Source organism: Marinomonas gallaica (assembly GCF_001639745.1).
GTDB lineage: Bacteria > Pseudomonadota > Gammaproteobacteria > Pseudomonadales > Marinomonadaceae > Marinomonas > Marinomonas gallaica.
Map to the genome: position 1 here is coordinate 69,654 of NZ_LTAX01000010.1, position 22,704 is coordinate 92,357.

The following is a 22,704-nucleotide window of genomic DNA, read 5'->3' on the forward strand; positions in this document are numbered from 1 at the left end:
GCCGCTATAAGTAAAACACTTAAAGCAGCCATGATGGGGTTCTCAAGTTTTACAGCCCACGTCGAATAACACCAACCGATAAGCCTTCAATAGCGAAATCTTCGCTTTCAAGATCAACGATGATGTCACTGAACTCTTCGTTTTCTGGAATCAGCCGAACTTCACGACCTTTTTGCTCGAAACGCTTTACGGTTACTTCGTCACCAATGCGCGCAACAACGATTTGTCCATTACGAACCGTATGTGTTTTATGAACGGCTAATAAGTCACCATCCATAATGCCGGCATTTTTCATACTCATACCGTTAACCGATAATAGATAATCAGCTTTAGGGGTGAACATTTCCGGCGCAACACTGATACGTGAATCGATGTTTTCTTGCGCTAAAATAGGGTAACCTGCTGCTACTCGACCAACGATGGGCAATGTTCCATTTTCATCGTTTGCACTGACAGGTTCAGGATCGACAAGACGAATGCCTCGCGATGCACCAGAAAGCATTTCAATAGCGCCTTTCTTGCACAGAGCCTTTAAGTGTTCTTCTGCAGCGTTTGGGGATCTAAAGCCTAGGCGCGCAGCAATCTCGGCACGAGTCGGTGGAAACCCCGTTTCGATAATGAATTCGCGTATAGTCTCTAGTACATCAGACTGTCTTTTCGTTAATTTAATCATATGGCATCTGTTTGTTTATACAGTTACTGTTATTATATACAGCTATCAATTAATTGCTCAACTAAATTCAATGCTTTCAGACTCAATTAAACAAAATATTCAAACGGCTTACCGCGCTTACCTTGAAGCAAAAGGCCATAAAGCACGTGTTGGGCAGCGACAAATGATCGCTACCATTGCGCGGACCCTTGGTGCCATTAAGCAAGGCACAGAAGGCGAACGCCTAGGTGAAAAGCACGTTGCGGTGGTAGAGGCGGGGACCGGTACGGGCAAAACCCTATCGTACTGCTTGTCTGCTATTCCGATTGCTAAAGAGAAAGGCGTCAAGCTGGTGATTTCCACGGCTACAGTGGCTCTACAAGAACAAATTCTTCATAAAGAGCTTCCTAGTCTACTAGAGCTAACCGATTACAGTTTTCGCTATACCTTGGCGAAAGGTCGTGGGCGTTATATGTGTCTGAATAACTTGGAAGGTTTTTTAGGTGCCGAAGAACAAGCCACGGATGATATGTTTGCTGGATTATTCGAACAGCATCTTGCTGCCGACGACATCAATACAGCGCTTTATCAAGAAATGGATGAAGCATTAGAAAGTGGCAAATGGGACGGCGATAAAGACAACTGGGAAGGCATCATCCGTGAACAAGATTGGCGTCGACTCACCACTGATCACCAACAGTGTACAAATCGTAACTGTGCTAACTTTTCAGTCTGTCCATTTTTTAAAGCCCGCGCAGAGTTAGAAACCGCCGATGTGATCGTTGCCAATCATGATTTGGTCCTAGCAGATTTATCGTTGGGCGGCGGTGCTATATTGTCTGATCCCAAAGAAACCATATATGTATTCGACGAAGGTCATCACCTACCAGACAAAGCCATCAGCCACTTTCGCCATGAAGTTAGATTACAGCAGAGCATTAGCTGGCTAAAACAGTTAGATAAAAACTTGATCAACTTACGTCAAGAGCTAACCAATGAGGTAAGTTTAACGGGTCAGATCTTATTAAAAATTCCACAGCAGATCCAAAGCACTATTAACTTTATTCAATACGTTCAGCAGGGGCTGGCTCCGTTTATTCAAGAGTTAGGCTTGGATCAAGATTCTCGTCAGCATCGTTTTGAATTTGGCGTCATTCCAGATGAACTACGTCAACTGGCGTACAGTTTGGCTATGTCTTATCAAAAGCTGTTTAAGCAGATTGAAAACATTCAGGATGAATGTAAAAAAGTGAAGCAGAATGAAGGAATGGGCATTAAAGAAGATACCGCAGAAAGCTGGCTGCCTATCTTAGGTGTCATTTTAGGGCGCCTAGAAACCTGCACCGAACTGTGGAAGCTTTATTCAGCGCTGGATGACCAACAATACCCACCTAATGCCCGCTGGTTGCTTGTCGTGGGGCAGGGCATGGATCAAGACATTGAATTGGGTGGTTCACCTATCTTGGCAGCTCATACGCTGCGTATGCAGCTGTGGGACAAATGCTTTGGTGCAGTCGTCACCTCCGCCACATTGACGGCATTAAACGAATTTCACCGCTTTAATATGCGCTCTGGCGTGCCCAGAGAAAGTGAATACCTTCGTGTTATCAGCCCATTTGATTTCGCCAATAAAGGCACCCTTATTGTGCCGGACATGGAGGTTGAACCAAATCAAGCCGATGCACACAGTAAAGAACTGATTCGATATTTGAATGACAAAGTAGATCCATTGTTAGGTTCATTGGTTCTATTTTCATCACGTCGTCAAATGGAAGAAGTCGCCGCAGGCTTAAAAGACACACTTAAAGATATTTTGTTGATACAAGGCGAGCAGTCAAAACGCATTATTTTAGAAACCCACAAAGAGGCGATTGACGCTAAAAAAGGCAGTTTGTTATTTGGCTTGGCCAGTTTTGCAGAAGGTGTCGATTTACCTGGTGACTATCTCACGCGCGTATACATTGCTAAAATTCCATTTGCGGTGCCAGACGATCCGGTTGAAGCGACTTTGGCGGAGTGGATTCAAAGGCGTGGAGGTAACCCATTTATGGAAATAACGATTCCTGATGCGTCTCTGCGCCTTGTTCAAGCCACTGGACGTTTACTTCGTAGTGAGAATGACAGTGGCGAAATTCACATTCTCGATAAGCGTCTTCGCACTAAACGTTATGGCTCACAGCTGATCAATAGCTTACCGCCTTATAAACAGATTTAACAAACTAAAGGTGATAACTGAGTGCCATTTAGGTACACTCGGAGCCCTGTTAACAAACATTCATTTAAAAGAGATTAAAGACTCTCACATGGAAAAACAGCAAGAAGCCGCGCGCCCAGCCTCTAAAGGGCCAAAGCGCCAGCGCAGACCCCGTCGTAAACACAACAAAAGCAGTGCTAACGCCACGGGAGCTAACGCTCCGGCTGCTGAAAAGGAAACTAATGTGCTTTGGTCTATTGATGACTTTAACGTTCCAGAAGTAGAAGGCAAAACTCGTTTCCACGATCTAAATCTTCCAGATCGCGTACTTCGCGCAATTCAAACCATGGGCTTTGAATACTGCAGCGAAATTCAAGCAGCAACGCTACCCGCTACATTACAAGGTTATGACCTGATCGGCCAAGCTCAAACTGGCACAGGTAAAACTGCCGCCTTTCTGATTGCTATGATCAGTGACTTTTTGGATTACCCTGAAAAGCAAGAACGCCAAAACCATTTTCCACGTGGTCTAATCATTGCGCCGACACGTGAATTGGCTCTTCAAATTGCTGATGAGGCAGAGAAGCTCACTAAGTTTACAAACTTAAATGTTGTGTCTCTAGTCGGCGGCATGGATTACGACAAACAACGTAAACAACTTGAATCTCTGCATGTTGATCTAGTTGTTGCAACACCTGGTCGTTTGCTCGACTTCGCGCGCAACAAGAAAGTGATGCTCAACAAAGTAGAATGCGTCGTGCTGGATGAAGCAGATCGAATGCTATCTATGGGCTTTATCCCAGACGTTAAAAGTATCATTCGTATGACCCCTCATAAAGAGCGTCGTCAGACCATGCTGTTCAGTGCTACGTTCCCAAAAGATGTTCAAGCACTGGCGCGACAGTGGACGTATCATCCGCAAGACGTATCAGTTGTACCGAAAGAGACGACGAACAAGAATATCGATCAGGTGATTTATACGGTTTCGGCTGGTCAAAAATGGCCTATTCTTAAAAAGTTGATCGAAGATAATGGCAACCAACGTACCATTATTTTTGCTAACCGCCGTGACGAAACACGTGAACTTAATGAAAAGCTAAAAAAAGCGAACATTAACTGCGCGATGTTATCGGGAGAAGTGTCTCAAGAAAAACGAGTTAAAACGCTTGAGAAGTTCAAAGACGGTAGTCTTCAAGTCCTTGTTGCGACCGATGTCGCCGGCCGTGGTATTCATGTTGACAACATTGAGCTCGTGGTTAACTACACGTTGCCAGATGATCCTGAAGACTATGTTCACCGTATTGGTCGTACAGGCCGAGGTGGCGAAATGGGTAAATCCGTCAGCTTTGCAACGGAAGATGATTCGTTCATGATTCCTGAAATTGAAGCGACAATCGGCGCCTCGATCCGTTGTGAATACATGCGCGACCAAGACTAAAGAGGGTTCATGAAGCTACACCATCATTTTGCTCAGCTGGGCAATGAGTTTTGTGCTCATACCCTTATTCAACCCTTAGCTGAGCAGCGATTGGTAGAGTATAACAAAACTCTAGCAAGCGAATTAGGTATCGACTTTTCGGATGAAAAGGTTCAAAAGATCTTAAGTGGTCAAGAGCCAATCGATGAGTCCCTTAGTATGGTGTATGCTGGCCACCAGTTTGGAGGTTTCAGTCCTCGACTAGGTGATGGCCGAGGTGTTTTGCTCGGTGAGGTAAAAGATCAGCATGGTGTATTACATGATCTTCATGTTAAAGGTGCAGGGCAAACCCCCTTTAGTCGTCAAGGTGATGGAAGAGCTGTGCTGCGCTCCAGCATTCGAGAATACCTCGCAAGCGAAGCGATGCATGCTCTAGGCATCCCGACCTCTAGAGCACTAGCACTGTACGATAGCAAGCAAGCGGTTTATCGAGAGCGCCCTGAGTCGGGCGCTTTATTAATCCGTACTGCGCAATCACATGTTCGATTTGGTCACTTTGAGTACTTTTTCGCACATAAAATGTATGACCAACTGCAAGAGCTCATCGATTTCACACTCGACACTTATTTCTCACATCACAAAGACAAACCAGAACCGCTAAAAGCTATGTTAATCGAGGTTGTTCAAAGAACAGCTCGCATGATCGCAAAATGGCAGTCAGTCGGCTTTCAACATGGTGTGATGAATACAGATAACTTTTCAATTCTGGGTGAAACCATCGACTACGGCCCATTCGGCTTCATGGAAAACTTCGATGATAAGTGGGTATGTAATCACTCTGATCATGAAGGACGATATGCCTATTACCGACAACCGGGCATTGGTCTTTGGAACCTGAATTGTTTGATGTTTGCTTTCTCAAAACATTTCTCGCGTGATGAATTGATTGAAGTGCTAAAGCATTATGAGCCTACACTGCAAACCCATTATGATGAACTAATGATGGCAAAGTTAGGCATAGCAAGTACTTCTGAGTTAGAACCTATGCTGGAAAAGTTGTTTGTTGTACTCAGAAAAGAGCATTTTGATTTCACGATTTTCTTTCGTTTGTTGAGTCAGGTCGATACAGATCAGCCGGAATTACTCATGGATGAAGTCGTAGATAGAAAAGCAATGGCAGATTGGTTGGATTACTATTGGTCAATTAGAAATGACGGACGAGATCAACAGGCCGTCAGTCAACAGATGCAAAAAGTGAATCCAAAATTTGTTCTAAGAAATTACCTTGCGCATGAAGTTATTGAAGCAGCAGAATCGGGTAATTACTTGCCGTTTAGACAGTTGCTTAACGTACTCAACAGTCCATTTGAAGAGCATGAAGAAAGTAATGCTTTTGCGATGCGAGCCCCTGATTGGGCTCGTCACCTAGAAGTAAGCTGCTCTTCATAACGATAAGGTATTAGTGTAACCATGGATAAACAATCGGTTTGTGTTTTAGGTGGCGGAAGTTTTGGCACCGCTTTGGCGAATATCATGGCCAACAATGGTCATCAGGTTAGCCAGTGGATGCGAAACGAAGAGCAGGTCGAGGAAATCAACCTGACAGGTTTGAACAGTCGTTATCTACCTAACGCACCTTTGCATCGTGAGCTTTTAGCGACTAATAACCTAGAAGAAGCGATTCGTGCGAGTGATACCATTTTTGTATCCATTCCATCAAAGTCCTTCGAACAGGTTGTTGAACGCATTAAGCCGTTGCTGACACCAGAAAAAATTCTAATCAGCACCACGAAGGGTTTTAACCCAAGTCGATTTGAGCTGATGAGCGACATTTTACGTCGCAATGGTATTTCGGATCGAATTGGGGTTCTCAGTGGACCAAACTTGGCGAAGGAAATTGCTGCTGGTCAGCTGACGGGGTCAGTCATTGCCAGTGAAGACGATGACTTGCGTGAAACCGTGATCGAATTATTGAAATCTCGCACGTTTCGAGTTTACGAAAACCATGACAGTAAAGGCGTAGAACTGGCGGGCGCTTTGAAAAATATCTACGCAATTGTCTGTGGTTTAGCAAAAGCTAAAAAGGTCGGTGAAAACACCATGGCCATGATTATGACTCGAAGTTTGGCTGAAATGAGCCGCTTCGCTGTGCACTTCGGAGCAAATCCAATGACATTTCTTGGTTTAGCTGGCATGGGGGATTTGATCGCTACCTGTACGTCGCCTTTAAGCCGCAACTATCGGGTCGGTTTTGCACTGGGCTCTGGAGAAGAGCTAGAAAAAGCAATCGGAGCGATCGGTGAGGTGGCAGAAGGTGTGAATACTTTGCGCATGGTTGTAGAAGAGGCTGATAAACACGGTCTTTACATGCCACTCGCGTCGGGGTTGTACAAATTGATTTTTGACAATGCGAGTTTAGACTCCTTGATTGGAACCCTGATGACAGGTGAACAAAAATGGGATGTTGAGTTCGCGACAGCTGGAGTAAATAGAAATGAATAAACCTGGTTACGCTAATCAAGACTTTTGGATCAGAATGTTGTTTATGCTGATTTATTGGGGGCTTCTAAACATTGCATTAACTGTGTTTGGCTTCCTTGTGATCATTACAACACTGGTTCGCTTTGGCTCTAAAACGGAACTTACTTCGTTGAACTACTGGTTATCTTCAACGGGTGTATTTATTAAGCAAACTATTTCTTTCTTGTCGTTCTCGAAAGAAGAGAAACCTTTCCCGTTCCAGTCTTGGCCTGAAAAAGATAGCCGTGAAGACTAAGCGTCTCTATATATTGCGTCATGGTAACGCTGAGCCTTATTGCTATGAGCAAGATGCTCAGCGTGCGTTAACCAAACAAGGGATTGAAGAAGTGCGCAGCACTGCTCAACAATTCTCAGTCCTTGGTGAAAAACTTGATGCTGTGTTTGTGAGCCCGTATCTACGGGCTCAACAAACCGCAAACGAATTTTTAAGAGTATCAGGGTCTCAAGCTACTCCTGAAACCCTAGACTCAATTACCCCCAGTGGTAAAGAACTTGATGTAGCGCTTTGGCTGCATGACCTTCCTTATGAGTCCATCCTGTTAGTGACCCATCAACCCTTTGCATTTGAATTAGTTGAAATGCTTGCTGATGCGCCTTTGCCATACAATTTTCAAATGACGACAGCGACCATGGCGTCTTTAGAAGGGGAACTATTTGCTACGGCATGCTGTCAATTTAGATGGGCAATTTCACCTAATTACTAAATAAGCAACGTTACAATGTCCAACGACACAGTATTCCAGCTTGGCCATACAACCATTGCAGCAACCCAATGGCTCTCTGTTAACCCAGATGCTACGCATATCGTGATGTTACACGGCTGGCTGGATAATGCCGCGTCATTCGCAACTTTAGCGCCTGAACTTTCTGATTTTATTATCACCGCATTAGATTTAGCCGGACACGGGAAGTCTCAACATCGTCCTGATGGCTGCTTTTATCATTTATGGGACTATGTGCTAGATGTCATTGCGGTGCTTAAAACGTCGACTCAAAACGTTTGGCTTCTTGGACACAGCATGGGAGGAGCAGTCGCCATGTTGGTAGCAGCGATGGTGCCAGACAAAGTCCGTGGTCTTGTTATATTGGATAGCATGGGCCCAGCAACGGCGACTCCAGATCAACGTGTAACGACAATGCAGCGCTCAATGCAAAAAATGCTTAAGAAGAGAACGATTAGATCGTCTCGTTACCAATCAAAAGAAGCTCTTGTTCATGCTCGGATGCATGGATTTACTGAACTTTCCTATGAAGCCGCTAAGCCACTTGTTGAGCGCGGTGCTACCTTTGAAAATGGTGAGTGGAAATGGCGAACAGATCATAAGCTGTCCTTCCCATCCCCCTTTCGCATGGATGAAGCTTCAGTTGAAGCTTACATTCAGGCAATAAAATGCCCAACTTTAGCCCTTGTTGCCAATCAAGGGATCTTTGCACGACAACAAGAACTGGTAGAAAAACGAGCAAAAGCATTTCCTTGGATTAAACTTAAACGATTAGAAGGCAACCACCATTTCCATTTGGAACCTTCAACGTCGGTTTGCGTCGCTCAGGAAATCCATCGATTTATCGACCAAAATTAGATTATTACAATCTAAGGAGTAGTGGTTATGTTTCGAGTTATTGGGGCAATGATGTCTTCCTTGCTATTAACCAGTGCCAGTACGGTATTGTTTGCGCAGGACACAGAAATCCCTGTTTATCGAGGGGCGAACATCGTCAAAAGCAAACCGGTAGAAAAGAGCTACATTGAAATACCTTTAGCAAAAATCTATCGCTCTGGAAGAGGTTGGGAGCCTGAAAAGATCGAATTAGTAGAAGGCACCGCTGTTCAAACCTTGTATAAAATTGGGCGTAATGTACCAATGGAAACCGTAGAACAATTTTATCAAGAGGCCATCCAGAATTTATCTGACGTCGAAATGCTGTTCACTTGTCAAAGTCGATCTTGCGGCAGCTCTAATGCGTGGGCAAATAATTTCTTTAACGATTATCTGTTGTACGGATCCGATTCCAGTCAGTCACTTTGGGTACTTAGGGACCAAAGCATGCATTACTGGGTGGTGTATCTAAACCGCCGAGGTGCAGGCGACATCATGGTTCGAATTGATGAAGTTGTTCCAAGCGGCAACGATCTGGGGATTAATATTCTGGCTCAACTTAACGCGACAGATGTTCCTCGAATTCGCCGCTTTTTATCTGATTTAGAGACATTAGATGGCCTGGTCGCGTTTGTGACCAGTGAAGCGGACAATCGTAGTGCGATTCGCGTAGGTGATGCTTACATTGAAGAAATTCGGCGCACCTTAAACCCTAGTGAACTATCCAGTATCCGGTTTATTAATTTAGCCAACATGGGTGACTCCACTTACGGGTCACATCGTGTTATTTTTGTGCGTGATTCCAACTAGCTAGGAAAGCGTACATACATGTCTCAAAAAACGGTCTCTTTAGTGCTTGGCAGTGGTGCTGCCCGTGGCCATGCTCACATTGGCGTTATTAATGCGATAGAGGAGCAAGGCTTTAAGGTGGTATCTGTGTCCGGCTGTTCAATCGGTGCCATCGTCGGTGGTATATATTTGTGTGGTAAATTAGCAGAATATCAGAAATGGGCCGAGTCATTGGATCGATTTCATGTCTTAAAGCTACTGGATATGGCCGTTTTAATGGGGGGCTATGTCCGGGGAGATCGCTATTTCCAAGTTATTGAAGACCTGATTGGCAATAAAGTCAGTATTGAATCACTCCCTTTACCTTTTACTGCGATAGGCGTCGACATTTTAAGCCAAAAAGAATTTTGGTTTCAAAGAGGCAGTTTGTTACAAGCTATGCGTGCCTCATCCGCAGTACCTTCAGTAGTCAGCCCTGTACAAGTAGGCAGTCGCGTCTATGTTGATGGCGGCGTGCTTAACCCTCTTCCTATTATACCAACCGTTTCAGCTGGTGCAGACTATATCATTGCCGTGGACCTAAATGGCCCAGCTCAACATCCTGCAAACCCTCCCTTTGTTGTACCGGAAAAAGAGTCAGAATGGTGGCACAACATCAAAGATTTTTTCAGCAAAGCGAAAGAAGAAAGTGGTGGTGGAGAGGTTATGGAGCCTGAAAAACGCTACGACACCCAAAGTTGGGGCCGCATTCAAACCATTAACATGATGTTTGAAACGATGCAGGAGTCTCTAACTCAATATAAAGTGGCAGGCTACCCACCGGATCTTTTAATTTCCATTCCTAAAGACGCATGCAGTTTCTATGAGTTCTGGCGATCGAAAGAGCTAATCAAACTTGGTTATGATGTTGCCACAGAGGCGCTATCTCAATTAACCAATCGAGAACGACGACATTACTCTTTTCCGAGTGGTGGCTAACCCACTGGATATTAATGGTAAATAAAGTAAAATGCCTATCTATATTTTACTTTATTTAACTACTCCGAGCGTATGGCACATGGCAAGAAAAGCAAACATCGCGAAAGAAGAAATCATCGAAGCGTGTTGGCGTTTAATTGAAACCAATACTTTTCCAAATATTCCGCGCTTAAGCGAATACTTTAAAGAGCTTGATGGGCGTGGATGCTCTAACACAACGTTGTTAAATGCCATTAACGACTGGGAAGAAGATTACCGCGAGCATCAAGAAACAGAGTTAAAAGACATTACTGAACAATTGACGCCTACGTTTAAACGTTTTGAACGAGATGTCATTCAGCAGCTGTCAGTTCTCCTTGATGAAAAAATACAAGCTAATGAACATCAGCTGGCGTTAAAAAAAGATGCGATAGAAGGGCGCGATAACTCTTTGGCAGATGCCTATATTCGATCTGAACAACAGTTAGAGGAGACGCAAGCACTGCTCGATTCTGTTCAGCAATCAGAACAAGACTTATTACACCAGAATCAACAGATAACGCAGCGTTATGAAGATACACTTTCACGAACGCGCGTTTTGGAGTCGGAACTTGACGACAATAAGCGTCAACTACGTGAGGCAGATACCAAACTCAATCAAGCACAAGTGGATTTGGCCAAGCAAGATCAGCAGATCAAGATGCTGACTGAAACACTTAAAACCACTCAACAACAGTTAGCGAATTTGGCACATCAGACCCAAAGCCAACACGAACAAATGTTGAGCAATGCATTGGCTGAAATAAAAGAATTAAGCAAATCACTTAAGCCCAATAAACCTGACGCATAGAGTCTCACGGTTATTACCGTTATAATGTGTCATTTGCTATAAGACTGAGTTTCATGAGCCGACACCAATCCGCCGTACGTGATTTACAATCGATCCAAGACTTTATTCGTTGGACCTATTCACGCTTCCTACAATCTGACATTTTCTTTGGTCATAGTACTGACAATGCTTGGGATGAAGCGATACAGCTTGTCTTAGGCTCTTTGTCGTTGCCACTGGATTTCCCCAAGGAATATTTAGACAGCCGACTCACTGCAAATGAGAAAAAACGTATTTTAAAGTACGTTGATCGTCGAATTAAACAGCGCGAACCGTTACCTTATATCCTTGGTGAAGCTTGGTTTATGGGGCTACCATTTAAAGTTACTAAAGATACTTTGATCCCAAGATCGCCGATTATGGCATTAATAGAAGGGGAGTTTCAGCCCTGGTTGCAACAGTACCCACTTAACATTTTAGATATGTGCACGGGATCAGGCTGTTTAGGCATAGCGGCGGCATTAACCTTTGAAGATGCAAGCGTAGACATTACGGATATCAGTGAAGCCGCTCTAGACGTTGCTGCAGAAAACATCACTATGCACGATGTGAATGACCGCGTTACCGCCATTCACTCTGATATGTTTACCTCATTGGCTGGTAAGCAATACGATTTAATTATATGTAATCCACCCTATGTGGACGCCAATGATTACGAAACAGCACCTAAAGAATTCCATAATGAGCCGCAGCTGGCGTTAACGTCAGGCGATGATGGTTTAGATTTTACCCGCGCATTTCTTGCGCAAGCAGCGAATTACTTACAAGACAATGGTATTGTTGTTTACGAAGTAGGCAATTCTGAAGTCGCACTCCAAGACGCTTACCCAGACACTCCATTTATGTGGGTAGACCTAGAGCATGGCGGCAATGGCGTTTTTGTCCTGACAAAAGACGAATTAAAGACATTACAACAAGAGTAATCTAACACAATGGCTGGCAATACATTTGGTACATTATTCACAGTCACCACTTTTGGTGAAAGTCACGGCCTAGCATTAGGAGCAATCGTAGACGGTTGTCCGCCAGGGCTTGAATTGACAGAAGCAGACATTCAACGTGATCTGGATCTACGTAAACCAGGTACGTCTAAACATACCACTCAACGCCGCGAACCCGATGAAGTTGAAATATTATCGGGTGTGTTCGAAGGCAAGACAACAGGCACGCCGATCGGCCTATTGATCCGTAACACTGACCAACGTTCAAAAGATTACGGTAATATCAAAGATACATTCCGTCCGGCGCACGCCGATTACGTTTATGATCAGAAATTTGGTTTCCGTGATTACCGTGGTGGTGGCCGTTCATCAGCACGCGAAACAGCAATGCGTGTGGCTGCCGGTGCGATTGCAAAGAAATGGCTTAAGCAACGATATGGTATTGAAATACAAGGCTTCTTGTCGCAACTTGGTCCTATCAAGCTTGATGTAAAAGACTTAAGTCAAGTGTACGATAATTCCTTTTTCAGCCCAGACCCAGATGCTATTCCGGAGCTAGAAGAATACATGACGAACCTACGCCGGGAGGGTGATTCAGTCGGTGCTAAGATTACCGTGGTTGCCAAAAATGTCACACCTGGACTTGGCGAACCTGTATTTGATCGTTTAGATGCAGACATTGCTAAAGCAATGATGGGCATTAACGCGGTAAAAGGCGTGGAAATCGGTGATGGTTTTGCGGTTATTGAACAAAAAGGCAGCGAGCATCGCGATGAAATGACCCCCGAAGGTTTCTTAAGTAACCATGCCGGTGGCGTTATTGGTGGCTTGTCTTCCGGGCAAGACATTGTTGTTCATATGGCCCTTAAACCAACATCAAGTATTACGGTGCCAGGCAAGAGTATTGATCGTCAAGGTAGCCAAATTGACGTCATCACAAAAGGTCGTCATGACCCATGTGTTGGTATTCGTGCGACCCCCATTGCTGAAGCAATGTTGGCTTTGACGTTGATTGACCATGTATTGCGCAACCGCGGCCAAAATGCTGATGTACACTGTGAAACCCCAGTGATCAAAGCAAACGCGGAATAATGTAGTTTGTGATTTCAAAAGGTCGCTTTGGCGGCCTTTTTCTGTTTAAAGGATTACCTATGTCTAATGCTGTCATCCGAGTACTAGTAGGTTCAAACAACCCAGTTAAAAAGGGCGCTGCAATGAAGGCTTTTGCTAAAGCGTTCCCAACTCGCGCTATCCACTGTGAAGAGATATCGGCACCATCTAACGTTGCCGACCAACCCATGAATGAAGCGGATACTAAACTAGGCTCACAAAATAGAGCAACATTCTGCGCTCACAGCGATAGCAAACAACAATTTGATTATTATGTTGCCATGGAAGGTGGCGTGGATTCATTCAGTGAAGGTCCTGCAACATTTGCATACGTCACCATACGTGATCAACAAGGCCGTATTGTCACGGGACGCAGCGCAAATTTACCCTTACCACGTAAGGTGTACAGCAGATTAGAGCAGGGTGAAGAACTCGCTCATGTAATGGATGATCTATTCAATGATCAAAACATTCGCCAAAAAGGCGGTGCCATTGGCATTTTCACCAATAAGATTGAAACTCGAGAAAGTGTCTACATGCAGGCGTTGATATTGGCATTGGCACCATATTTACATGAAGAGATTTATCAATGATCAATCGTTACAGTCATTTTCTATTTGACGCAGATGAAACACTTTTCAAATTTGATGCGTTTGCAGTGCTGCAACATATGTTTCAGCAATTTGACGTGTACTTTGATGTGGCACATTTTGAGGAGTATCAGAAACTTAATAAGCCGCTTTGGGTGCAATATCAGAACGGAGATATCAGCGCAGAAACACTGCAAATTACCAGATTTGAATACTGGGCCAATACGTTAAATGTTTCAGCTAAGCATCTAAATGAGCGTTTCTTGAACAGCATGGCGTTAATCTGTGAACCATTAGCGGGTGCAAAAGAACTTATTGAGCATTTGTTAGCACAACAGAAATCCTTAACCATTGTGACGAATGGATTTACCGCATTACAACAAAAGCGCCTTAAAGCAACGGGCTTAGAGTCAGCGTTTGAACACATCGTTATTTCTGAGCAGATTGGTTGGGCGAAACCAAACGTAAAAGTATTTGAACATACGTTAGATTTACTAGGATTAGGCAGCGACGATAAAGCAAAGGTTCTGATGATCGGCGATACGCTCGAGTCAGATATTCAAGGCGGAATTAATGCTGGCATCGATACGTGCTGGCTAAACCATAACAACGCCAGCCATCAGGGCATTAAACCAACATACAGCGTAACAAATCTGAATCAGTTATTAGACATGCTTAAACAAAAAATGCCACGAGATTAGATTAAGACAACACGGAAAGACGCCCACTATTTCCGATAAATGTTATTATCGGAAATAGTGTAATATTAAGAAATACGGCCTTTTTGGATCTAATTACGCTTTTTATTTAAGCTTATGCATAACTTTGATCTAAGCATCATTTTCCTTAGTGACTCAAGAACTGCACTTGTTAAGTCCTAATGCTTGACGCTGTCTACGACGGTTATAGCCGTTATCGCATATTTAGACATCAAGCTATGCACCACACCTTTTTTGTTGAAAAGTATGTTCTTGCCAATATGGCGGCTCACCATAAACTTCTGAAAAATAATCAATCACAGCCCGTACATTCGTTGATGGGTGCCGCGAGTTTGGGTAAATAGCAGCCACATATTGATCTTCTGTTTTAATGGCACATTCATGGCTTGTTAATAATCGGACTAATTCACCAGACCCTAAATATTGACCGATAAGCCAATCTGGAAATAATACAATAACGTTAATGGATGTGCCTAAATGGCAACTGCTCGGTGCTATGCTTGGGGTTCCCTACGTTGTGATCATGGTATTAGCGATGCAGCGTATTGGTATGGCGATGGCTGATATGCATATTTTTTAAACAATTTGATCGTTGACTTAGATCTCTATTTAAACGTTAATAGGACTGTCTTTTAGACAATTTTATTCTATACACATAACGCGAAATTTAGGAGGCAGTTATGGAGCATTTTCATTGCGTGGCGACATCAATTGCTAAACCTAATCTCTATGCCCGAAATGTCATCCGAACATTTGGACTTAGTCGCGTTTAGTGTTTGATTACAACATTGACCGCGGAACTTACGCGGTCAATAAAGTTTTCCTTTCTTCGTAAGTTCTATCGGTCTCATACTTTTGGAGACTTACCATGAGCTTAATCGCCTTAATGAACTACCTTAAAGATTCACTTGAGCAGCGTCGTACTAACGCAACGTTCAAACACTTAGACGATCACGTATTGCGTGATATCGGCTTTATTCGTGACCAAGGTAACATTCGCCCTCTTTCTGGCACTCAAAAAGAGCGCAGTAGACCACCCGAAAAAAGGTTAAGTGATAGTTGATGAACAACTTAGGAATTAGCTAATAAGCAGACAATATCCATTATATATTAGCTAATTCCTGATATTTTCGATTTTCTTGTGCTGCTACAGCTGTGCCTAGTAACGAAAAGTATTGTCGAAACATTTCATTAATCATCTGCCTTTGTACACCTTTAGGATATAACCCACGTTCTGCCTCCTCCGAATAACGGCTACCACGAACTAAAAATCGACTGTTAGGAGCGCAATCTTCTATAAAGGCTTCAAACGCGCGGGCGCACATTTCTTCTGGCCTTGAGTAATACAGTACGCCTAAACGATCATCCGTTTCCTGCGACGCAATAAACATATCACTGGCTTGCTTGGCATCTTGTGACAACAAGATCACTTCAAAACATTGAGCCAGTAAATCATTTAAAGCATGTGGTCCATATGGGTATTCATGTAACCAAAGTTTAGAGGCAAATTGCATGCGATCGGCGATGGGAAACATCTTTTGTCCCATATAATGATCGAACGCATGAAACCATTCGTGTGCGAGACTGCCTGCACCAGCATTTTTGGCTAATGAAAGCTTACGTATTGCAGGCACATAATGTGCTGAAACACCTGGTCGCCCTCCTTTACCGTATTGCAACCCTAACGAATGACGTAGAGAAATCACCGACTCCGGAACACTTAATACGTTCATAAGATCCATTAGAGCATAATAAAAATTGCTCGCAGCTCGATCACGCTCTTTCGGTTTAACCCACTGTCCGATCTCAATACTCTTAAAATTGAATTGCTGGCGAATCGTGACGAAATTGATTGGATGGCTCATGGGGTGTCTATAGCAACTAACAGTATTTCGGGCACTTTATCACACCCATGATGAGTCATATACAAACAAGCGACACTAGAAAGCCCTTAAGCGATCTTTCATCGCTGCTAATACATGTTAGATTCTCATTTATGGCTTTATCTTATCGCTATAAAATGAAAAATATACAGGTTCTAATACGCCTAAATAAGCCCTTGGTATTCATATGACACAGCTTGCCCCAGCAGAAAACACACCTCGCCGCATACAATATTTACGCGTATTCGCGCTTGGCTTTTGTGCTTTCATTTTTAATACCTCAGAATTTGTACCTGTAGGGCTACTGTCTGACATCTCTAACGATTTCGGTATTGCACCGTCACAGACAGGCTGGATGCTTACCATTTACGCATGGATTGTGGGCGTTATGTCATTGCCCATGATGCTGATTACCAGCCGAATGGAACGTAAATTACTGCTGCTAGTAACCTGTACGGTTTTCATTATTAGCCATGGATTATCAACCATTGCTTGGGACTTCCAGAGCCTGATGATCAGTCGAATTGGTGTAGCGTTCGCCCATGCTGTGTTTTGGTCCATCACGGCATCCATCGCCATTCGTGTTGCTCCCCCAGGAAAAATGAACTTCGCTTTGAGTGTGCTTGCAACCGGTACCGGCATGGCCATGGTTCTAGGCGTTCCGTTAGGTCGTATGATTGGACAAGCAATGGGTTGGCGGATGGCTTTTGAGGTGATTGGACTCGCTGCATTAGTGATTACATTTCTAGTCTTTCGTTTATTACCTAAGCTTCCGAGTTTGACTCGTGGCGATTTGAAAAACAAAGTCCAGTCTGTGTTTAAGAATAAACCGTTATTTGTGATGTACTTCGCTGTATTTCTCGCCTTTACCGCTCACTACGGCTCATACAGTTACATTGAGCCTTTCTTGATGGATTTTGGCGGTATCTCAAGTAGTTTCACCACGGTTATTCTGCTGACTTTTGGTCTCGCAGGTATCATCGGCAGTACACTATTTAGTTATCTTGGCGAGAAGTTTGGAAAGCAGCTAATGATTGGTAGCGCGGCTGGTATGACCATTTGCATGTTCTTTTTAGCCTATGCTTTGTCTTCCGCAACAGCCTTGATGATTATTACAGTGGTTTGGGGAGCGGCATTGTTATTAACGTGTTTAGCTATGCAGGCGCGGGTACTGAGTGTCGATAGCAATGCTTCGGACATCATCATGTCACTGTTTTCCGGCATCATCAATTTAGGAATTGGTGCTGGGGCGTTAGTTGGCTCTATTTCTATCGAACAATTGGGATTGGGAAGTATTGGTTACGTGGCTTCTGCCATTGCCTTTATTGGTATCTTTGTCGCGATTTACATTGCTCGTATGGGGATTACCCCAGTCGCCACTAACGGCGCAAGCCATTAGGTGGCTTGCCGCAGCAATGCGGTACATGCCTAGCATTTGAGCGAATGTTACGCTCTAGATAATAGACGAAAGCCAGTTTGCAACGCCACCAATAGGAGTCTCGATAAAGACGAATGCCTAATGCATCAAGAACGTCAATAACGATGTCTAATTCGAGCTGAGAAGCATCATATCGAAACGATATGATGCTTTTTTTTGATTCAAAGTGTATTCGATCCACATATTCAAGTTGGCCTAAACACGCCATTACTAGCGATTCATCTACTGACGAAATTTGTTTAAACTTTAGACGAACGGTGTGACAAAAAGCCAAATTCATATACACCTCAAACGGGCTAAACACGCAATGATTAAGCGTCTTTGTTGAACCAAAACCACCAAACAATAAATACAATCGCCGCAAAGCCCAACACATTAATAAACAATGACATTATTTAATTCCTATTTCACAAGTGGCTTAAACAAACGTAACCGATTTGCATTCAATACGACCGTAACGGATGAAAGCGACATCGCGGCCCCAGCAACTACTGGACTCAGTAGCCACCCCGTAAATGGAAACAATAACCCCGCCGCGATTGGAATACCCAAGGCATTGTAGCCAAAAGCTCCCCAAAGATTTTGTTTGATGTTACTGAGGGTCGCTTTACTGATGGCGATCACACTGGCGATATTATTTAAATCATTACCAATCAGCGTGATGTCGGCACTTTCCATCGCCACATCTGTTCCGCCTCCCATGGCAAAGCCAACGTCCGCTTGAGCCAGTGCCGGAGCATCATTAATACCATCGCCAATCATGCCAACCACTTCGCCTTTGGCTTGTAATTGTTTCACATAATCCAGCTTATCTTGTGGACGCATGTTCGCTTTGTAATGATCAATCGATACATCCTGAGCGACCGCTTTAGCAGTCGCTTCATTATCACCAGTGAGCATGATCACTGTGATATTCTCTTTGTGCAGATGTGTGATTGCTTCACGAGCCGTTGACTTGATTTCATCTTCTATCAAAAACACAGCCTGAATAGTCTGTTCATTAGCCAAGTAAACTTTAGAACCCACTATTGCATCATTTTTGTCTTCAATAACAAGGTTATGACTTTTCATCAGTGCTTCATTACCGAGAAGATAAAGCTTATTTTCAATCTTTGCTTTGACCCCTTGTCCATTTACAGACTCAAACTCTGTGACTTGCAAAGAATCCGATTGGTTAGAGTGCTCTGCGTATTCTAGGAGCGCCTGCGCAAGCGGATGATTGGCCCCAGACTCTAAAGCATAAACAATCGCTTTCACTTTATCTTCGTCGTGATGCAGTGTTACGTCCGTGACTTTAGGCTTACCTTCAGTGATGGTGCCCGTTTTGTCCAAAACGATAGTGGTGATTTCACTGGCTTTTTGTAAGGCGTCTCCATTGCGAATCAAGCCCCCATACTCAGCGGCTTTGCCGACTCCGATCATAGTAGAGATAGGCGTTGCCAAACCTAACGCGCATGGACAAGCAATAATCAGTACGGATACAGCGGCAACCAACATGTTAACGGCGACAGGTTGAGGGCCAAAGTTAAACCAAGCCAGCGCTGAACAAATTGCGATAATCATAACGCTTGGCACAAATACCGCCGACACTTTGTCGGCTAAGCGACTAATTGGTGGCTTTGAGTTTTGAGCTTTGCCTACCATGCTGATGATCTGTGCTAATAACGTATCGCCACCCACTTTCGTTGCACGATACACAATGCTCCCATTACCATTTACCGTCCCTGCTGAAACCGCATCTCCCTTAGATTTCTCCACTGGGATAGGTTCTCCAGTGAGCATGGACTCATTAATCGATGAACTTCCCTCAGTGACTAAACCATCTACTGGAATTTTCTCACCGGCTTTGACTCGAATAAAATCGTCTATAGCGATGTCAGATACGCCTATTTCGTAGGTTTTGTCGTTACGAATGACGGTTGCCTTACTTGGACGAAGGTCTAGTAAGCGCTTTAATGCCGCGCTGGTTTTGCCGCGCGCACGTACTTCAAGTGCTTGACCTAAGTTGATCAAACCTAGAATCATCGTACTGGCTTCAAAATATAAATGCCGCGCATTGCTTGGCAGCCATTCAGGGTTCAAGACGACGGCCATTGAATACAGCCATGCAGACCCAGTACCAATAGCGATTAAGGTGTCCATATTGCTATGGCGATGTTTGAAAGCTCGCCAAGCACTGCTGTAATAATGACGCCCTGCGTACACCATTACTAACAAGGAAATAAGACCAACAGCTCCCCATATCATTTGATCGTGCGTGGTTTCAACATGCATGGAGCCACCAAGCAAGCCCCAAAGCATGAGCGGCCCCCCTACAACCAACCCCGCAACAGAGTAGCGAACTTTCCTCAGGTACTCTTTTTTCTCTTGTTGAGCGCGCTCATCTTGAGCTTTTGCAGGATCAACAATTTGTTCCGCACCATAACCCGCATCTTGTATCGCTTTAATCAGCTCATCTGTACTGGCATTCCCTGATACCTGAGCAGTTCGACTCGCAAAATTAACATCCGCATGCGTTACAGTTGGTAAAGCGTCGAGCGCTTTTTGAATCGTGTTAACACAACCCGCACAGGTGATTCCTGACAAGGATAATTGTATGCCTTCATCGACGTTTTTATTTGACTGAGCGTGATCATCATCACTAGGTTTGGAACTGAATGCCTCATCCAGATGAGCATTCGATTGTGTGTTGTTATCTAGATGAGCAGGTTCATTAAAAGCCCCTTGATAGTGAAACCCTGAAGACTCAATAACAGTCACAATCTGCTCTGAATCTAATATACTTTCAACAACTAAGCGATTCTCCTTTGGGTACCCTGTCACGTCAGCATGAGGATCATGGTGCTCTATGGCTTTGCGCACCTTACTCACACATCCCTGGCAGGACATACCAGATACATTAAGCTCCAAAGTGCGCGCTGTATTCTTCTCTGTCATGCTCATGCTTGATCTCCTTTCGAACAACATTCAGGGTTTTCCCATTCCTCAATAAGACAACATATAGAGTGCCCATTTGGCACACCGTCGGCCATCTCTTCCCAAGCTGCTAAGGCGGTTTCCATTTTTGCTAGATGAGATTGCAACTGAGCAATCTGCTGTCGAATCTCAGGGACTTTTTGACTCAACAAATCTCTAACAAGAGGACATGGCGAATCACCAGAATCGGCTTGATCTAAAATTTCTTTTATTTGCTTAACGCTAAAACCAAGTTCTCTAGCTTGCTGTATAAAACGCAGTCGTCTACGGGCTTCGATACTGTATTCTTGATAACCATTATTGGGGTTACGACTCGCAATAATGAGACCTTCGCGGGTGTAATAACGAACGGTTTCACTTGTCACATCTGCAAATTTAGCTAATTCACTGACTTTCATAACTGACTCCAATGATTGAATACTTTCAGTTTAAAACCTATGTGTAACACATAGGTCAAATGCATTTTCAAAATTAACTCAATAACGAAGCAGACAGCGGCAAATCGACTGGGTAAAGTAGAGCTCTTTTATCTTCTACCTATTTGACCTTTTATGATGACAGCATTTATCACGGCGTTAACACCCGTTATATTATTAGCAAGCCTTGGTTTTTTATTGGCAAAAAGTACACCGTATTTAGACAATCCGCAGCTGAGTAGCCTAGTTTCTAATATCGGCCTGCCGGCTCTTTTACTAACAGCCGTTTTAAAAATGAATATGGATTTTGGAGGAATGCTTTTAATTGTAGCGGCCACCCTTTCCTGTTTAGCCGGCATGGCCGCAGTCTCGTTTGTTTTTTTGAAAACGGTGAGGCTTTCCACTCAATTCTATTTAGCACCGCTGGTTAACCCAAATACAGGCAACCTTGGCATTCCAATCGCTTACGCATTATTTGGTACAGAAGGACTCGCTACAGCCGTGGTCGTCAGCTCCGTAGTCCAAGTTAGTCACTTTACATTAGGTGTAGGCTTTATGTCCGGCGATTACCATCCGAAGCAACTATTAAAGAATGGGCCTGTGGTCGCTTTATTGTTAGGTTTATTGTCACTGGGATTAGGGGTGTCACTCCCAACGCCCCTAATGAGCACGCTAGAAATGTTAAGCGCAATAACTTTACCGATTATGTTGATGCTACTTGGCAAGTCGTTAGCGAACTTAAACTTTAGCGATTCAACCAAACTGTATCGTACCATTGGATTGGCCTGTTTTAGACCAATCGTTGGGGTTTTGATAGCGTCATTAATAGTACCGTGGTTTGGTTTCAACTCTGCTCAAGAAGCGACCATCATTGCTTTACAAGGCATGTCTGTCGCTGTCATTAGCTATATGCTAGCAACTAAGTTCGCGGGCCCTAAAGATGAAATAGCCTTAATGATCCTGATTTCATTACCTATTTCATTAATCTCAGCTGCAGCAGTGTGGTGGCTATACCAATAAAAAACGGCCAGGTGCCATGAAGCACTCTGGCCTATCTGATTAGTATTGGTCTTCAGGCTGATTAATTTCTGCGTACGGTGAAACAGAGCCGTCATCATTTAACAACAATACTGAGTACGACATAAATTGATTGTTGTACTCCATGCCCGGTGAGCCAATTGGCATGGCTGGGACAATCAACCCAAGAGCACCTTCAGGTGGGTTTGCTAAGAACTGAGTGACAAATTTAGCCGGTATATGACCTTCAAAGATAAACCCTTCTTTTGAAATGGCAGTATGACAAGAACGAGCATTGGCTGGTACACCGGACCGATTCTTAAGCTCCGTAAGGTTCGAGGCGTGATGTAATAGGGTTTTATAACCGTTTTCCTTCATATGCTCTACCCAACCGGTACAGCAACCGCATGTTGGGCTTTTGTGTACATCAATAACTTTCTGAACCACGCTGGTATCGCTGGCAGCAATTGCTCCACCGGCGAAAAGAGAGACATTTAAACTCAATAAAGTGGTAAGAATGGACGTTCTGTTTATCATGGTATGACTCCAAAATGCATACGTGTTAAAGCGACTTTAA

General features: G+C 43.9%; 24 protein-coding genes. 18 read left to right on the top strand and 6 right to left on the bottom strand.

Annotated elements, in window-relative coordinates; translation table 11 throughout:
* Window positions 1-49: 49 nt before the first annotated feature.
* Entirely contained in the window at window positions 50-673 is a 624-nt protein-coding gene (gene lexA / locus AYW76_RS11105) for a transcriptional repressor LexA (RefSeq protein ID WP_067219871.1), read from the bottom strand.
* 70 nt (window positions 674-743) lie between these two features.
* Here lexA and dinG point away from each other — a divergent pair, with 70 nt between their 5' ends.
* The 16 genes from dinG (at window position 744) to AYW76_RS11180 (ending at window position 15,460) form a co-directional block, all read left to right on the top strand.
* Window positions 744-2,867: an ATP-dependent DNA helicase DinG gene (dinG, locus tag AYW76_RS11110; RefSeq protein WP_067219875.1), complete on the top strand. Its 2,124-nt coding sequence runs from the start codon at window positions 744-746 to the stop codon at window positions 2,865-2,867.
* Window positions 2,868-2,955: 88 nt separating this feature from the next.
* Entirely contained in the window at window positions 2,956-4,284 is a 1,329-nt protein-coding gene (locus AYW76_RS11115; RefSeq protein WP_067038058.1) for a DEAD/DEAH box helicase, read from the top strand.
* A gap of 9 nt (window positions 4,285-4,293) precedes the next feature.
* Window positions 4,294-5,712: a protein adenylyltransferase SelO gene (locus AYW76_RS11120; protein ID WP_067219878.1), complete on the top strand. Its 1,419-nt coding sequence runs from the start codon at window positions 4,294-4,296 to the stop codon at window positions 5,710-5,712.
* 21 nt (window positions 5,713-5,733) lie between these two features.
* On the top strand, window positions 5,734-6,765 hold the full coding sequence (locus AYW76_RS11125) for an NAD(P)H-dependent glycerol-3-phosphate dehydrogenase (protein ID WP_067219881.1): 1,032 nt from the start codon (window positions 5,734-5,736) through the stop codon (window positions 6,763-6,765).
* Window positions 6,758-7,039, top strand: coding sequence for a DUF4389 domain-containing protein (locus AYW76_RS11130; RefSeq protein WP_067219885.1), 282 nt, complete (start codon window positions 6,758-6,760; stop codon window positions 7,037-7,039). The genes AYW76_RS11125 and AYW76_RS11130 overlap by 8 nt, the downstream gene beginning before the upstream one ends.
* Window positions 7,029-7,508 (top strand): phosphohistidine phosphatase SixA, encoded by a 480-nt coding sequence (sixA, locus tag AYW76_RS11135; protein WP_067219888.1) that lies wholly within the window; start codon window positions 7,029-7,031, stop codon window positions 7,506-7,508. Before AYW76_RS11130 ends, sixA begins: the two co-directional genes overlap by 11 nt.
* A 15-nt stretch (window positions 7,509-7,523) precedes the next feature.
* Window positions 7,524-8,384: an alpha/beta hydrolase gene (locus AYW76_RS11140; RefSeq protein WP_067219892.1), complete on the top strand. Its 861-nt coding sequence runs from the start codon at window positions 7,524-7,526 to the stop codon at window positions 8,382-8,384.
* 27 nt (window positions 8,385-8,411) lie between these two features.
* Complete coding sequence (locus AYW76_RS11145; RefSeq protein ID WP_067219895.1) at window positions 8,412-9,212, top strand: DUF4892 domain-containing protein; 801 nt, start codon at window positions 8,412-8,414, stop codon at window positions 9,210-9,212.
* 18 nt (window positions 9,213-9,230) lie between these two features.
* Window positions 9,231-10,169: a patatin-like phospholipase family protein gene (locus AYW76_RS11150; RefSeq protein ID WP_067038072.1), complete on the top strand. Its 939-nt coding sequence runs from the start codon at window positions 9,231-9,233 to the stop codon at window positions 10,167-10,169.
* A 79-nt stretch (window positions 10,170-10,248) separates the two neighbouring features.
* Window positions 10,249-10,998 (top strand): hypothetical protein, encoded by a 750-nt coding sequence (locus AYW76_RS11155; protein WP_156489067.1) that lies wholly within the window; start codon window positions 10,249-10,251, stop codon window positions 10,996-10,998.
* A 53-nt stretch (window positions 10,999-11,051) separates the two neighbouring features.
* Complete coding sequence (gene prmB, locus AYW76_RS11160) at window positions 11,052-11,960, top strand: 50S ribosomal protein L3 N(5)-glutamine methyltransferase (RefSeq protein WP_067219900.1); 909 nt, start codon at window positions 11,052-11,054, stop codon at window positions 11,958-11,960.
* A gap of 9 nt (window positions 11,961-11,969) precedes the next feature.
* The gene (gene aroC, locus AYW76_RS11165; protein ID WP_067038077.1) at window positions 11,970-13,070 is read left to right on the top strand and encodes a chorismate synthase; all 1,101 of its coding nucleotides are present in this window, start codon (window positions 11,970-11,972) and stop codon (window positions 13,068-13,070) included.
* Between the two features lie 59 nt (window positions 13,071-13,129).
* Window positions 13,130-13,681, top strand: a complete 552-nt coding sequence (gene yjjX / locus AYW76_RS11170; protein WP_067219903.1) for an inosine/xanthosine triphosphatase — start codon at window positions 13,130-13,132, stop codon at window positions 13,679-13,681.
* Window positions 13,678-14,379: a pyrimidine 5'-nucleotidase gene (yjjG, locus tag AYW76_RS11175; RefSeq protein ID WP_067219905.1), complete on the top strand. Its 702-nt coding sequence runs from the start codon at window positions 13,678-13,680 to the stop codon at window positions 14,377-14,379. Before yjjX ends, yjjG begins: the two co-directional genes overlap by 4 nt.
* Window positions 14,380-14,851: 472 nt before the next feature.
* Complete coding sequence (locus tag AYW76_RS18970; protein WP_269448103.1) at window positions 14,852-14,977, top strand: DMT family transporter; 126 nt, start codon at window positions 14,852-14,854, stop codon at window positions 14,975-14,977.
* Between the two features lie 288 nt (window positions 14,978-15,265).
* Window positions 15,266-15,460, top strand: a complete 195-nt coding sequence (locus AYW76_RS11180; RefSeq protein ID WP_067038091.1) for a hypothetical protein — start codon at window positions 15,266-15,268, stop codon at window positions 15,458-15,460.
* Between the two features lie 40 nt (window positions 15,461-15,500).
* Here AYW76_RS11180 and AYW76_RS11185 read toward each other — a convergent pair whose 3' ends face one another.
* Window positions 15,501-16,262 carry a CLCA_X family protein gene (locus AYW76_RS11185; protein ID WP_067219908.1) on the bottom strand — a complete coding sequence of 254 codons (762 nt, stop codon included), beginning with the start codon at window positions 16,260-16,262 and terminating at the stop codon, window positions 15,501-15,503.
* A 205-nt stretch (window positions 16,263-16,467) separates the two neighbouring features.
* Here AYW76_RS11185 and AYW76_RS11190 point away from each other — a divergent pair, with 205 nt between their 5' ends.
* On the top strand, window positions 16,468-17,679 hold the full coding sequence (locus AYW76_RS11190) for a sugar transporter (protein ID WP_067219911.1): 1,212 nt from the start codon (window positions 16,468-16,470) through the stop codon (window positions 17,677-17,679).
* Here AYW76_RS11190 and AYW76_RS11195 read toward each other — a convergent pair.
* From AYW76_RS11195 to AYW76_RS11205, 3 genes are all read right to left on the bottom strand, one after another.
* On the bottom strand, window positions 17,660-17,998 hold the full coding sequence (locus AYW76_RS11195) for a hypothetical protein (protein ID WP_067038097.1): 339 nt from the start codon (window positions 17,996-17,998) through the stop codon (window positions 17,660-17,662). The two genes, AYW76_RS11190 and AYW76_RS11195, sit on opposite strands and share 20 nt — an antisense overlap.
* A 122-nt stretch (window positions 17,999-18,120) precedes the next feature.
* Window positions 18,121-20,661 carry a heavy metal translocating P-type ATPase gene (locus AYW76_RS11200; protein ID WP_082866202.1) on the bottom strand — a complete coding sequence of 847 codons (2,541 nt, stop codon included), beginning with the start codon at window positions 20,659-20,661 and terminating at the stop codon, window positions 18,121-18,123.
* Entirely contained in the window at window positions 20,658-21,092 is a 435-nt protein-coding gene (locus AYW76_RS11205) for a MerR family DNA-binding protein (RefSeq protein WP_067099432.1), read from the bottom strand. Before AYW76_RS11205 ends, AYW76_RS11200 begins: the two co-directional genes overlap by 4 nt.
* 153 nt (window positions 21,093-21,245) lie before the next feature.
* Here AYW76_RS11205 and AYW76_RS11210 point away from each other — a divergent pair, with 153 nt between their 5' ends.
* Window positions 21,246-22,130, top strand: coding sequence for an AEC family transporter (locus AYW76_RS11210; RefSeq protein WP_067219915.1), 885 nt, complete (start codon window positions 21,246-21,248; stop codon window positions 22,128-22,130).
* Window positions 22,131-22,169: 39 nt separating this feature from the next.
* On the opposite strand, the gene AYW76_RS11215 is transcribed toward AYW76_RS11210, so the two are convergent.
* Window positions 22,170-22,664: a DUF411 domain-containing protein gene (locus AYW76_RS11215; RefSeq protein WP_067219918.1), complete on the bottom strand. Its 495-nt coding sequence runs from the start codon at window positions 22,662-22,664 to the stop codon at window positions 22,170-22,172.
* Window positions 22,665-22,704 lie beyond the last annotated feature (40 nt).